The organism is Nonomuraea sp. CA-141351 (assembly GCF_050944675.1).
In the GTDB taxonomy this organism is placed as follows: domain Bacteria; phylum Actinomycetota; class Actinomycetes; order Streptosporangiales; family Streptosporangiaceae; genus Nonomuraea.
On the sequence record NZ_CP191982.1, the window covers coordinates 3,628,093 to 3,641,407 of the forward strand.

Below are 13,315 nucleotides of genomic sequence, written 5' to 3' on the forward strand. Positions count from 1 at the left end.
GGCAATCCTCCGTTCTTGCTGTCCTAAGCATGGTATTTGGGGTGAGATTATGTCAAAGTTGGATCCAAAATTGGACGAATCGGATGCGGACGTGAGGAGATCCCATGCTGAAGCGCGAGGACAACGAGCGCGTCACACGGTCAGATCCAGGCACACCGCTGGGGAGGCTGCTGCGGTCCTACTGGCAACCGGTCGCCCTGGTCTCCGAGATGCCCGACGACCGGCCGGTCAAGCCGGTGCGAATCATGGGCGAGGACCTCGTCCTGTTCGGGAGGGGGGATCGCAACTGGGGCCTGGTCGGGCGCTTCTGCGCGCATCGGGGCGTCGACCTCGCCTTCGCCCGGCACGAGGACGGTGGCTTGCGCTGCCTCTATCACGGCTGGCTGTACGGTCCTGACGGTCGCTGTCTGGAACAGCCCGCTGAGCCGGCGCACAGCACCTTCGCCGCGAAGATCCGCATTCCGAGCTACCCGTGCCAGGAGCGCAACGGCATCGTCTTCGCCTACCTCGGCGCCGGAGACCCGCCGCCGTTCCCCGCCTACGACTGCTTCCGCGCGCCTGACGCGTACACCTTCGCCTTCAAGGGTTTGTGGGAGTGCAACTGGCTGCAGGGGCTCGAGGGCGGCATCGACCCGAGCCATGTCTCCTTCCTGCACCGGTTCATCCGCGAGGACCCGCGCGAGACGTACGGCCAGCAGTTCAGCGAGGAGGTCGAGGGCACCGGGCAGAAGCTGTCCAAGCTGGTCGGCGACAGCTACCGGCCGGACATCGAGGTCGAGGCCGACGCGCACGGGCTGCGGGTGTTCGCACTCCGCACCCTGGCCGAGGGCGACCGCGAGCTCCGGCATGTGCGGATCACCAACCTGCTCTTCCCCAACGCGTTCGTCGTGCCGTTCGGCAACAGCAAGGTGTTCTGCCAGTGGCACGTGCCGATCGACGACGAGAACCACTACTGGTACATGATCCTCTACGACTTCGAGGAGCCTGCGGACAAGGAGACCTTGCTGCGGCAGCGGCTGAGCGAGGTGTCGCTTCCCGACTACCGCCCGCTCCGCAACAGGTCGAACAACTGGGGGTTCGACGCCCAGGAGCAGCGCGAGCTGACCTACACGGGCATGGGCCTCGACATCAACGTCCACGACCAGTGGGCGGTGGAGAGCATGGGCCGGATCCAGGACCGGACCGTGGAGCGGCTGGGAGTGTCCGACCGCGCCGTCACCGCGAACCGGCGGCTGCTGCTGCGCGCCATCGACGATCTCGAGGCGGGCAAACCACTTCCGGGACTGCCCGTGGACGAGGCCGCGGCGCAGGCCCTCACCGGGCCTCTCGCCATCGACACCGTCACCCCGTCCGACGGCTGGGAGCAGGGCTGGCGGGACCGCGAGGCAGAGCGTCGCTCCCGCTCTCCCTGGGCGTCCAGCGAGGCCAATTCCTGGGCGCTCGGCGAAGCCGATCCCCGGGTGCCCGGCCAAGCCGAGAAGGACACGGCTGCCGGCGATGGCGCGGCTCATGCGTAGCGCCGACGAGCGGCCGGTCGCCGAAGGGGGTGACGGGCCGAGCGCCCGCCCGATGCTCGCCGCGGACCGTGACGGTTTCATCTCGCGCAACGGGCTGTGGACCGAGCGCCAGTACGCCGCCGCCGGCCAGATGCGCAGGGTCATCGATGAGCTGGGCCTGGAGCTGGTCCGCTTCTCCTTCGCCGACCAGCACGGCGTGCTCAGAGGCAAGACCCTGGTCAGGGAGGCGGTGCCCGCAGCGCTTCGCTCCGGGGTCACCGCGCCCTCGTCACTGCTGCTGAAGGACACCTCGGGCAAGACGGCCTTCCCGGTCTTCGAGCCCGGCAACGGGGTCGGCGTGGCCGGATTCGCGGGCGCGGGTGACGTGGTCCTGGTCCCCGACCCGACCACCTTCCGGGTGCTGCCGTGGGCGGAGCGGACCGGCTGGGTGCTGTGCGACGTGCGCTTTCCCACGGGTACGGCGGTGCCGTTCTGCACCAGGAGCGTGCTCCGTTCCCGGCTGGGGGCGCTGGCCGTGGCCGGATACGACCTCACGATCGGCGTGGAGCTGGAGTTCCACGTGTTCCGTTCGACGGAGGACATGACCGAGCGGCACGTGGGCAGGCCCGGCGCCCCCGGCCTGCCGCGCGCGACCTCGCCGGTGAGCGGCGGTTCGCAGCTCCTGCACGAGGAGGGGCTGGACCAGCTCGACGACCTGGTCCAGCTCCTGCACCGCGGGCTCACCGGGCTCGACCTGCCGCTGCGCTCGATCGAGCTGGAGTTCGGCCCCAACCAGCTGGAGCTGACCCTGCACGCACGCGACGCCGCCGGGGCCGCCGACGACGTGATGCTGACCCGCGCCGCCGTACGCCAGATCTGCCGGCGGCACGGATATCACGCGACGTTCATGTCCAGGCCCGCGGGTGCGGAGACGGCGTCGACCGGATGGCACCTGCACCAGTCGCTGACCGACCACGCGACCGGTGCTCCGGTTTTCGCCGCGCCCGAGGGTCTGTCCGCGGTGGCCCGGCATTATCTCGGCGGGCTGCTGGAACACGCCCGTGCCGCGACCGCCTTCACCACTCCGACCGTGAACGGCTACAAGCGCTATCTCCCGTTCAGCCTGGCTCCCGACCGGGTCGTCTGGGGTGCCGACAACAAGGGAGCGATGGTCCGCGCGGTCGTCGGCGGCGCCGGCACCCGGCTGGAGAACCGGTCCGGCGAGCCGGCCGCCAATCCCTACCTCTACATCGCCTCCCAGGTCGTCAGCGGCATGGACGGCCTGGCGCGGCGCCTGGATCCGGGCCCGCCCGTGGAGGACCCGTACGCGGCGCGGGCGAGCGACCTGCCGAAGTCCCTCGCCGGTGCGCTCGATGCGCTCGACGCCGACCCCGTCTTCGCCCGTGATCTCGGCGAGGAGGCCGTGACCTGGTATTCCGCGCTGAAACGCGCCGAGTTCGCCCGCTATCTCGCACACGTCTCCGACTGGGAGCAGCGCGAGTACTTCCAGCTGTTCTAGAGAGGTTCAATTGATCACCGAGGAGTCGTTTCTTGTCGACGGAGAGTGGATCGCGCCGGGGCAGCGGGGCACGTTCCCGGTGCTGGACCCGGCATCGGGCGAGGTGATCGCCCGGGTGGCACAGGCCGAGCAGGAGGACGTGGACGCCGCGGTCGCCGCGGCCGGGCGGGCGCACGCCGACCGGCGGTGGAGCGGGATGCCGCCGATCGAACGCACCCGCGTGCTCCAGCGGATCGCCGACCTCATCGAGGAGCACGCCGAGGAGCTGGCCGTGCTGGAGACGCGTGACAACGGCAAGCCGATCGAGCGTTCCCGCGCGGACACGGGCATGAGCGCCCGGACCTTCCGCCATTTCGCGGGCGCGGCGACCAGGCTGAACGGCGCCGTGATACCGATCGACGGCGGTGCCCACCACGCCTACTCGGTCCTGGAACCCGTGGGGGTTGCGGCGCTCATCCTGCCGTGGAACTTCCCGATCATGACGGCTTGCTTCAAGCTGGCGCCCGCGCTGGCGGCCGGCTGCTGCGTGGTGGTCAAGCCTGCCGAGCAGACGCCGATGACCATGCTGCGGGTGGCGGCGCTCTGCGCGGAGGCGGGCCTGCCGCCCGGTGTGCTGAACGTGCTGACTGGAGACGGCGCGGTGGGTGAGGCGCTGACGCGGCACCCCGGCGTGGCGAAGGTGTCGTTCACCGGCTCGACGGAGGTGGGCAAGGAGGTGATGGCGGCGGCGGCGCCCACCGCCAAGCGCCTCACGCTGGAGCTCGGCGGCAAGAGCCCCAACATCGTGTTCGAGGACGCCGACCTGGATGCCGCGGTGCTCACTGCGATGCGCGCCTGCTTCGGCCATTCGGGCCAGATGTGTACGGCGGGCAGCCGGCTGCTGATCCAGCGCTCGATCCTGCCGGAGATGCGGGAACGGCTGATCGAGGCGACCCGCAAGGTTCCCGTCGGCGACGGGCTCCAAGGCGGCGTGACCGTCGGCCCGCTGGTGTCGGAGGAGCAGCGGGCCCAGGTGCTGTCCTACATCGAGGCGGGGCTCGCCGAGGGCGCCACGCTCGCGGTCGGCGGCGGTGTGCCCGACCGGCCCGGCTTCTTCGTCGAGCCGACGTTGTTCACCGAGGTCACCAACGACATGCGCATCGCCCGCGAGGAGATCTTCGGGCCGGTGGCCGGAGTGATCGCGTTCGAGGACGAGGACGAGGCGGTGTCCATCGCCAACGACACCGCCTACGGCCTGGCCGCGGGGGTCTGGACCCGCGACCTGTCCCGCGCGCACCGGATGGCCGCCCGGTTGCAGGCCGGGACGGTGTGGGTCAACACCTACAACGTCTTCGACCCGGCGCTGTCCTTCGGCGGAGTCGGCGACTCCGGGCTGGGCCGTGACCTGGGGGACGACGCGCTGCTGTCCTACTGCGAACGCAAGACGGTCGTCGTCGCCCTATGAGCACCTTCTCCTCCTCGCGGGCGGGCACGCCCGGCACGCGGCACGCTCACCACTTCAACGCGGCCGGCGCCGCCCTCCCCAGCGCCGCCACCCTGACCGCGGTGATCGACCACCTGAACCTGGAGGCCCGGGTCGGCGGGTACGAGGCCGCCGAGGCGGCCCGCGAGCGCACCGAGTCGGTGTACGGCCTGGCCGCGACCCTGCTGGGCGTGCAGCCGGTCGACATCGCCCTGGTCGAGAGCGCCACCGTGGCCTGGCAGCGGGCGGTCTCCGCGCTGCCGTTGCGGCCCGGCGACCGGATCCTCGCCTCCGCCTCCAGTTACGTCAGCTCGGCGCTCCACTTGCTTGAACTCCGCAGGTCTCGTGGCGTGCACGTCGAGGTGCTGCCCGCCGACGGCTCCGGCCGGGTGGACCTGGCGGCGTTCGAGCGGGCCATCCGCACGCCGGCCGCGCTCGTCACGGTGGCGCACGTGCCCACCTCGTCCGGGCTGGTCGAGCCGGTCGCCGAGATCGGCGCGCTGGCCGGGGCGGCGGGCGTACCCGTCCTGCTCGACGCCACGCAGTCGGCCGGCCAGCTGCCCGTCGCCGCAGGTCCGCTGGGCTGCGACATCGTGGTCGCGACCGGTCGTAAGTTCCTGCGCGGGCCGCGCGGCACCGGGCTGCTGTACGTCAGCCCGCGGATGCGCGAGGTCATGCGGCCGCAGGCCCCGGACGTCCGTGGCGCGCGCTGGGTGGCCGATCAGCACTTCGACCTCGACGACGGCGCCCGGCGGTACGAGACCTGGGAAGCGGCGCACGCGCTGCGCCTCGGGCTGGGGGTCGCCCTCTCCGAGGCCCTGGAACTGGGCGTCGAACGGATCCAGGAGCGCATCGGCACGCTGGCCGGCCGGTTGCGCGACGGGCTGGCGGGCGTGCCGGGCATCGATCTCGCCGACCCGCCGGGACCCGGCTCGGGCATCGTGACGTTCGTCCGCGACGGGCAGGAACCCGCGCAGACCGCTCGTGAGCTCAGGAGCGCCGGGTTCCATCTGGTGAGCGTGCCCGCCACGCATGGTCAGTGGGACCTGGGACGGCGCGGGCTGTCCGCCGTGGTGCGTGCATCGGTGCATGTCTACAACGACGAGGACGACGTGGACGCGCTGATCTCGCACCTCGCGTCTGGGTCCGCTCTCGCGTCTGGGTCCGCTCTCGCCTCTGGGCCCGCTCTCGCCTCTGGGCCCGCTCTCGCTTCCGGACCTGCTCTCGCTTCCGGACCCGCCGAGCGCCGGGCCCGTGCGGCCAAGCCGGTGCCGCGGGCGTCCGGTGACCGGGCCGACGTGGTCGTGGTGGGCGCGGGGGTGCACGGCAGCTCGGCGGCCTGGCAGCTCGCCGGCCGCGGCATGCACGTCATTCACCTGGACCGGTTCCCGGCCGGCCATGTCGAGGGCTCCTCGCACGGGCGTACCCGCATGATCCGGCGCGCCTATCCGTCCCCGGTCTGGGACGACTTCGTGGAGCGCGCGTACGAGGCCTGGTCGGACCTGGCAGGCAACGCCGGCCAGCGGCTGGTCACCGAGACGGGCGGCCTGTTCGCCCGCCACGTGACGGCGGCCGGCGGGCTGCGCGGGCCGGGCTGCCGCAAGGTCGATCACGGGCGGGCGGCCGAGCTGTTCCCGGGTCTCGCGCTCGGCCCGGAGTTCACCGCCCTGTACGACCCGGCCGCCGGCGTCATCGACGCGGCGGGCGCGATGCGCTGCCTGGGCGAGCTCGGCCGGGCCTACGGCGTGGAGCAGCGCTTCGGCTGCCCGGCCAAGAGCTGGGCAGCGGACGGCGACGGCGTGCGGGTCGAGACGCCGGACGGCACCGTGCGAGCGGACCGGCTGGTGGTGTGCGCAGGACCGTGGACGGCCGAGCTGCTGCCCGGATTCGCGCAGGCGCTGCGGGTGGTCAGGATCGTCAACCTGCACCTCGGCGCGTCACGACCCGAGCAGCTGTCCCCGCCGCGGCTCGGCCCGTTCTCGGTGGAGGTGCCCGGCATCGGCCTGCTGTACGGCATTCCGGCGTTCGGCGGCCACGGCGTCAAGATCGGCCTCGATCACGGCCCCGCGGACGACCTCGCCGCCGCCCGCCCGCCGCTCACCGATGAGGAACGGGAGGCGCTGCTCGCGCTCGCCAGACGATTCCTGCCCGCGGCGGACGGACCCGTCGAAGAGGAGATCACGTGCCGCTACACGATGGCGCCGCGCAACAGATTCGCGATCGGCGCCATGCCGGGACTGCCCCAGGTGCTGGTGGCGGCCGCCTGCTCCGGTCACGGCTTCAAGTTCGGTCCAGCGATCGGGGTCGCCCTGGCGGAGCTGGCCACCGGCAAGGAACGCCCGGACCTGGACTTCCTCGCGCCTTCGAGAATGGGGGTCTAGCCGCGGAAGACCGTGGCGGAGCGGCGTTCGTACCAGCGGGCGAGCTGCTCGCCCGCGCTGATCACGTGCGCCTGCATCTCGCGCCTGGCCAGCTCGGCGTCATCGTCGGCGAAGGCCTGCACGATGCGCTCGTGCTCCCTGATGTTGTCCTCCCTGTGGCGCGGGTCGTCCCGCAGCACCAGGGCGGACACGTTGCGAGGGAACGCCTCGTTGATCTCCCTGATCACCTTGGCCAGGCGGTCGTTGCCCGCGACCTCGTGGATCAGCGTGTGGAAGCGGTCGTTGGCGAGCGTGGTCGGCGCGGGCCCAGGGCCGGCGTGCGAGGTGCCACCGAGCTCGCGGAGGGTGTCGTTGGCGGCGCGCAGCTCGGCCAGCACGTCAGCGGTGATCCTGCGCACGGCCCGCTCACAGGCCAGCCCTTCCAGCTCGGCACGCACCTCGTAGGCCTCACGCACCTCCCACGGAGAGGGAACCCGGACGACGGCGCCGCGGTTGGGCACCACCTCGATCAGGCCGCCGGTCTGCAGCTGCCGCAGCGCCTCGCGCACGGGAGTGCGGCTGACGCCGAGCATGGTGGCCAGCTCGGCCTGCCTGAGCTGGGCGCCGATCGGGATGTCCCCAGACATGATCTTGGCCCTGATGGCGGCCGCCGTCTCGTCGACGAGGGCGCTGCCCGATGCGATGTCCATGGTGCCTCCGTCTTGGGGGGAGCCCCTGCGTGAATGAAGGTGGCGCGAGCGCGAGTGCGCGGTGGAGGGAAGCGGGTCAACGATACCAAGATCAGGCCCCTCCTTTCGGACCCTAATCGACTAAGACTGGATCCATTTCTTATTGTATGGGATCCTTGCTTCGGAATCGGACTGGAGTGATTCATGAGCTGCCACACAAGTGATGGCGGGCGGTCTCGCCGTACCCATCCACTTGACCCGCTGAGCCCGGCAGAGATCGAGGCGGCCGTGGCCGCCGCCCGCGCGGACGGTCGGCTCGGCGAGCGGGTCCGGTTCTGGGGCGCGACCCTCGACGAGGCTCATGCCCGGCAGGCGGCCGGCGGCGAGGTCAAGGTGGGCCTGGTGGCGATGGACCACGACGCGCGGACCGCCTGGGAGATCGACGTCCTGCTCGGTGACGAGCCGCGCTGTCTCGAGTGGCGGCCGGTGGACCCGCGGCGTCCCGGCATCACCTCAGAGGAGGCCAGGGCCGCGGCAGGCGCGTGCAGAGAGAGCCCGCTGTTCAAAGAGGTGATGGCCAGGCGCGGCATTCACGACGTGTCGCTGGTCATGATCGACCCGGAGTCGATGGGCGGCTTCGAGCCGGAGAAGTACAAGGACCGCCGGCTGACCTGGGGCACCGTCTGGCACCGCACTCACGAGGGCGACAACGGCTACGCCCGGCCGGTGCAGGGCGTGGTCCCGATCATCGACATGCAGACCATGGAGGTCCTGGAGGTCGAGGACCACGGGGTCGTCCCGGTCTCGGCGGAGGCGGGTCCGCTGGAGCGCGGCGGCTTCGGCCCCGACCGCGAAGGGCTCAAGCGGCTGGAGATCACCCAGCCCGACGGCCCGAGTTTCGAGGTGGACGGCCGGCAGGTCGCCTGGCAGGGCTGGCGGTTCCGGGTCGGTTTCACGCACAGGGAAGGGCTGGTGCTCCATGACCTGGAGTTCAAGGACCGGCCGGTGCTCAAGCGTGCCGCCTGCAACGAGATGTACGTCCCCTACCTCGACTCCAACCCCACGCAGTACCGCAAGAACTTCTTCGACTGGGGTGAGTACGGCGCCGGCCCGCTGACCAACTCCCTCGCCCTGGGCTGCGACTGCCTCGGCGTCATCCACTACTTCGACGCCGCCTACCTGGGCGGCGACGGCACCGCCAGGAGCATCCCGCAGGCGATCTGCATGCACGAGGAGGACGACGGCGTCCTCTGGAAGCACAACGACCTGCGCCGCGGTGTCAGCCAGGTCCGCCGCTCCCGCCGGCTGATCATCTCCAACTTCCAGACCGTGGCCAACTACGACTACGGCTTCTACTGGTCCCTCTACCAGGACGGCCGGGTGGAGCTGGAGATCAAGCTCACCGGCATCCTGTCGGCCTCCGGCATCGAGGAGGGCGAGGAGGTGCGCTACGGCCGGGTGGTGGGCGCGAACGTCCAGGCGCCCGCGCATCAGCACTACTTCGGCATCAGGCTCGACACGGCCGTGGACGGCCCGCTGAACCGGCTGGTCGAGGAGCACGCCGAGGGCGAGACCGACCCCGAGCTCGACCCGTACGGCAACGCGGTGCGCAACGTCCGCACGCCGCTGCTGCGCGAGTCGCAGGCCGCACGCCGTACCGATCCCGGCACCGGCAGGCGGTGGCGGGTGGAGAGCGCCACGCGCACCAACAGGTACGGAGAACCGACCGCCTACCGCCTGCTCATGCCCAACACCACGCGGCCCTTCGGCCGTCCGGAATCGGTGACGTCCAGGCGGGCGCCGTTCACTCACCAGCACCTGTGGGCCACGCCCGCCGACCCGGCCGAACGTTTCGTGGGCGGGCAGTATCCGAACCACGCCGAGCCGGGGGAGGACGGCGTGCACGTCTGGCAGAAGCAGGACCGCTCACTGGACGGTGTCGAGCTGGTGCTGTGGCCGATCGTGGGCACGCACCACTTCCCGCGCCCTGAGCAGTGGCCGGTCATGCCGGTGGACCACATCAAGTTGGTGTTCGAGCCGGACGGCTTCTTCGCCCGAAACCCGGCCATGGACATCCCCGATCCTGCGGTGACCGGCGACGACTGCTGTTCTCCCCAGGTTTAGGACATCAGACCTTAACAATACGGACATACAACCGCCTCGAAAGCCCGAAACCATCTCTTTGGATCCAATCCCTCAAAAATGAGATCCACGAAGTTCGAGGAGACACCCCCATGTCAATCCCGTCGAGGCACCCCTCACCGCCGGCCGAGATGTCCCGCCGCACCCTGCTGCGCGGCGCCGGCCTGCTCGGCGTGGGGGTCGGTTTCGGTCTGACCGGGCTGCTCAGCGCGTGCGGTGTCGCGGCCGAAGACGCCGGGAAGGGGGGACAGGGCGGTGGCACGCTCACCCTCGGCATCGACGCCACCAGCGCGGTCATCGACCCGGCCTTCTATACCTCGATCGGCGACTGGATGGCCGTGGACTGCGTATGCCGCGGGCTGACCTTCATCTCCTTCGAAACCAACGAACCCGCTCCCGATCTGGCCGAGAAGTGGGAGATCTCCGAGGACGGGCTCACCTATGCCTTCACCCTGCGGCAGGGCGTGAAGTTCCACGACGGCACCACCCTCACCTCCGCCGACGTGCTGGCCAGCCTCAACCGCCAGTTCGATCCCGACGACAAGACCCTCCCCAAGGGCGCTTCCCGGCCGCTGGCCAGCGTCGGCGCCAACGTCAAGTCCCTGAAGGCGGTGGACGAGCGCACGGTCGAGATGGTGCTGAAGAAGCCGGACCGCACCGTTCTCGCCCGGCTGTCCGACATCGGCGGGCGGATCATCTCCAAGGCCGCGCTCGACAAGCACGGCGCCGGCATCGGCAAGAACCTGGTCGGCACCGGCCCGTTCAAATTCGCCACGGCCACCGCGGGACAATCCGTGACGCTGGAGGCATTCGACGGGTTCCGCCTGGGCAAACCGCCCGTCGAGCGGCTGGTGCTACGCCAGATCCAGGACCCGTCCACCATGGTCAGCTCGCTGCTCAGCGGTGACGTGTCGGGCACCCAGTTCACGCCGTATTCCGCGGTCAACCAGATGAAGCAGGATGATTCCGTCACCGTCCAGACGACGCCGAACGGCTTCGACGCGATCCTCATGATCGACGCCAGGCGGATCCCTGAGCTGAAGGTCCGCAAGGCCATCAACCTGGCCATCGACCGGGCGGCGATCGTGGCGCAGGCGTTCTTCGGCGTGGCCGAGGAACCCGCGGGCTTCGCCGTACCGCCCGCCCAGAACGGCCACGACCCCGGCCTCGCGGACCTCAGCGCGCATGACGTGGAACAGGCCAAGCAACTGCTGCAGGAGGCCGGGGCGGTGGGCCGCGAGGTGGCGCTGATGGCTCCCAGCGACACCTGGCACCCCAAGGCCGCACAGATCATCGCGCAGAATCTCGGCGACATCGGGCTGAAGGTGAAGACCGACTCGGTGGACCCGGCCACGTACTTCAACCGGCTGGCGGACAAGGACGACGAGTTCCACGAGCTGATGATCTGGGAGCGCAACTCCTATATCCCCGACCCGGACAACATGGTCGGCTCGATGGCCAGCCCCACCAGCCTGTACGGCAGCACGATCACCGGGCTCGACACCCTGGACGGCTCGGGCGCCTTCGCCGATGAGCTGTTCGAGGCCAAGAACCTCCCGGACGGGCCGGAGCGGACCGGAGCCTATTCCAAGATCCAGCGCCGCTGGGCGGAGGACTACATGGTGCTGTCGATGCTCGCCTGCTCCACGAACCTGGTGGTCACCGGGGCGCAGGTGAAAGACCTGAACGTCAAGGCGCTGGCGAACCACCGCTGCTTCATGGAGCACGCACGTGTCTGACGGCAACGTGCCCGCCGTGCTCGGGTGGTGGCGCTCCAGGGCGTTCGCCAGGTCATGGCCCACCGCGATCCCGTGGCTGGTGCTCGCCGTACTGGTGCTGGTCGCGCTCGTGGGGCCGCTGCTGGTCGGCGCGGACCCCGTACGGCAGACGAACCGGGCGCTGCTGCCGATCGGCTCACCCGGCCACCTCCTCGGCACCGACGACCTGGGCCGCGACACGCTGGCCAGGCTGGTGTACGGCGCGCGCCCGCTGCTGGCGGTGGCCTTCCTCGCCACCGCGCTGGCCGCCGTGCTCGGCACCGCGGTCGGGCTGGTGGCGGGGTTCGCCGGAGGCCGGGCAGAGGGCCTCGTCATGCGGCTCGTCGACCTCGCGCTGGCGTTCCCGTCGATCCTGCTCGTCATCCTGCTGGTCGCCGCGGCCGGACCGGGCACCGTGAGCCTCGTGGTCGCGGTCGGGGTGTCGCTCGCACCCGGCCTGGCCCGCCTCGCCAGGGCGCTCACCGCGCGGGAGGCGGCCCGCGACTACGTGGTCGCCGCCAGGCTCGGCGGCACCCGCGCGCCTCGCATCATGGTGCAGGAGATCCTGCCGAACATCGCCGGCCCGATGCTCGCGCAAGTCGTCATGACCCTGTCGGTCGCCGCCGGGTTCGCCGCCGGGCTCTCCTACCTCGGCCTCGGCATCCAGCCGCCGACCCCGGACTGGGGCTACATGGTGCAAGCCGGGCAGGAGTTCCTGTTCTCCGCTCCGCGCCTGGTCGTCCTGCCCGCCGCGCTCACCCTGGTGCTCGTCATGGCGTGCAACTTCGCCGGTGACGACCTGCGTGACGCTCTCGACCCGCGAGGGACGCCGGCTCCTCAGGCGAGCGCGTGATGCGGGGATCGGGGCTGGCCGCCCTCGTCATTCGCAGGCTGCTCGCCGTGCCCGTGGTGCTGTTCGCGCTGAGTACGGTGGTGTTCCTCGCGATGCGCCTGCTGCCCGGCTCGCCCGCGACGGCGCTCGCGGGCGGCGGGCAGACGCTGACGGCCGCGGAGCTGGCCGCCAACGAGGCCCGCGTCACCAAGGCGCTCGGGCTCGACGAGCCGATCCTGACGCAGTGCGCGCGCTTCCTCGGCGATCTCCTGCGGCTGGACCTCGGCTCATCCTTCTACGGCGGGAACAGCATCGTAGGGCTGCTGGGCGGGGCGCTTCCCGCCACCATCGAGCTGACCCTGGCGTCGATGGTCATCGCGGTGCTGCTCGGCGTGGTGACCGGGGTGATCGCCGCCCTGCGCAGGGGCAGCTGGATCGACACCGCCACCAGGACGGCGGCGACGGTGAGCTTCTCGCTGCCCTGGTTCGCCCTGGGCGTCATCGGCATCGTGGTGTTCGGCGTGTGGCTGCGCTGGCTGCCCGTGATCGGCCGGCTGCCGAGCTCGCTCGCCTACCACCCGACCACGAACTTCGTGCTGCTCGACGCGATCCTCCAGAACCGTCCCGAGCTGGTGTGGCCCTGGGTCCAGCACCTGATCCTGCCGGCGACCACGCTGGCCCTGTCGATGGCCGGGTTCATCACCCGCATCGTGCGAGCGTCCGTGCTGGAGGTGCTCGGCGACGACTTCGTACGGACCGCGCGGATGAAGGGCCTGACCGAGGGCGTCGTGGTGCGCAAGCACGTGCTGGGCAATTCCTGGCTGCCCATCGTGACCGTGCTCGGCCTGCAGTTCGGCTCGCTGCTCGGCGGTTCGATGATCACCGAGACGGTCTTCTCCTACCCGGGCGTCGGCAACCTGCTCGTGGACGGTGTTCTCCAGCGTGACTACCCGGTCGTCCAGGGTGCCGCGCTGGCCATCGCCCTGCTCTTCACTCTGGTCAACGCCGCGGTGGACCTGTTCTACCTGGTCCTCGATCCGCGGCTGAGGAAAGGATGA

General features: G+C 70.7%; 9 protein-coding genes. 8 read left to right on the forward strand and 1 reads right to left on the reverse strand.

What is annotated here, in order from left to right:
* The first annotated feature begins 104 nt into the window (after positions 1 to 104).
* Genes ACQPWU_RS17205 through ACQPWU_RS17220 form a run of 4 tightly spaced genes read left to right on the forward strand, consistent with a single transcriptional unit; the run spans position 105 to position 6,858 of the window.
* The gene (locus tag ACQPWU_RS17205) at positions 105 to 1,517 is read left to right on the forward strand and encodes a Rieske 2Fe-2S domain-containing protein (protein WP_433441146.1); all 1,413 of its coding nucleotides are present in this window, start codon (positions 105 to 107) and stop codon (positions 1,515 to 1,517) included.
* Positions 1,510 to 3,015, forward strand: coding sequence for a glutamine synthetase family protein (locus ACQPWU_RS17210; RefSeq protein ID WP_433441148.1), 1,506 nt, complete (start codon positions 1,510 to 1,512; stop codon positions 3,013 to 3,015). The genes ACQPWU_RS17205 and ACQPWU_RS17210 overlap by 8 nt, the downstream gene beginning before the upstream one ends.
* A gap of 10 nt (positions 3,016 to 3,025) precedes the next feature.
* A complete protein-coding gene (locus ACQPWU_RS17215) occupies positions 3,026 to 4,459 on the forward strand; it encodes an aldehyde dehydrogenase family protein (protein ID WP_433441150.1) in 1,434 nt (477 codons plus the stop codon).
* The gene (locus tag ACQPWU_RS17220; RefSeq protein ID WP_433441152.1) at positions 4,456 to 6,858 is read left to right on the forward strand and encodes an FAD-dependent oxidoreductase; all 2,403 of its coding nucleotides are present in this window, start codon (positions 4,456 to 4,458) and stop codon (positions 6,856 to 6,858) included. Before ACQPWU_RS17215 ends, ACQPWU_RS17220 begins: the two co-directional genes overlap by 4 nt.
* On the opposite strand, the gene ACQPWU_RS17225 is transcribed toward ACQPWU_RS17220, so the two are convergent.
* Complete coding sequence (locus ACQPWU_RS17225; RefSeq protein ID WP_433441154.1) at positions 6,855 to 7,547, reverse strand: GntR family transcriptional regulator; 693 nt, start codon at positions 7,545 to 7,547, stop codon at positions 6,855 to 6,857. The two genes, ACQPWU_RS17220 and ACQPWU_RS17225, sit on opposite strands and share 4 nt — an antisense overlap.
* A gap of 183 nt (positions 7,548 to 7,730) precedes the next feature.
* Here ACQPWU_RS17225 and ACQPWU_RS17230 point away from each other — a divergent pair, with 183 nt between their 5' ends.
* The 4 genes from ACQPWU_RS17230 to ACQPWU_RS17245 all read left to right on the forward strand — a co-directional run bounded on the left by ACQPWU_RS17230 (position 7,731) and on the right by ACQPWU_RS17245 (position 13,315).
* On the forward strand, positions 7,731 to 9,650 hold the full coding sequence (locus ACQPWU_RS17230) for a primary-amine oxidase (RefSeq protein ID WP_433441156.1): 1,920 nt from the start codon (positions 7,731 to 7,733) through the stop codon (positions 9,648 to 9,650).
* Between the two features lie 110 nt (positions 9,651 to 9,760).
* The gene (locus ACQPWU_RS17235) at positions 9,761 to 11,407 is read left to right on the forward strand and encodes an ABC transporter substrate-binding protein (protein WP_433441158.1); all 1,647 of its coding nucleotides are present in this window, start codon (positions 9,761 to 9,763) and stop codon (positions 11,405 to 11,407) included.
* Complete coding sequence (locus ACQPWU_RS17240) at positions 11,400 to 12,278, forward strand: ABC transporter permease (protein WP_433441160.1); 879 nt, start codon at positions 11,400 to 11,402, stop codon at positions 12,276 to 12,278. The genes ACQPWU_RS17235 and ACQPWU_RS17240 overlap by 8 nt, the downstream gene beginning before the upstream one ends.
* The gene (locus tag ACQPWU_RS17245) at positions 12,278 to 13,315 is read left to right on the forward strand and encodes an ABC transporter permease (protein WP_433445224.1); all 1,038 of its coding nucleotides are present in this window, start codon (positions 12,278 to 12,280) and stop codon (positions 13,313 to 13,315) included. Before ACQPWU_RS17240 ends, ACQPWU_RS17245 begins: the two co-directional genes overlap by 1 nt.